A 374-nucleotide genomic window follows, 5' to 3' on the forward strand; every position below is an offset into this window, starting at 1 on the left:
GCGGCACCCGACCGTCAAGCTGGTCGCGCCGTCGGAGCTCAAGTTCTTCCCCGGGCCGTACATGGACCTCGTCTGCCCCGGGACCGAGGAGAGCCGTTCGTTCTCCATGGCCAACACCCCCAACCGGGACGGCACCTACGAGTTCGTCATCAAGGTCTACCCGGGTGGGCTGTTCGGAACCTGGCTCGACGAGAAGGCCGCTCCCGGTGACCGGCTCGACGTCGAGGCGCCCTTCGGCACCTTCACCCTCCGCCAGAACCGCAGCTCGCCGATCGTCTTCGTCGGCGGCGGCGCCGGCATGGCGCCGGTACTGGGCCTGCTGCGGGCGATGGCCGAGGGCGGCGTCGAACGACGGGCCACCTTCTACTACGGCG

Annotated in this window: 1 protein-coding gene; it reads left to right on the plus strand. The window is 69.8% G+C overall.

Annotated features, from left to right (window positions below):
• Positions 1-374 (plus strand): FAD-binding oxidoreductase (locus tag DBV35_RS29455; protein ID WP_245944155.1); only part of this gene is annotated, 374 nt, incomplete at both ends.

The organism is Acuticoccus kandeliae, from assembly GCF_003073115.1.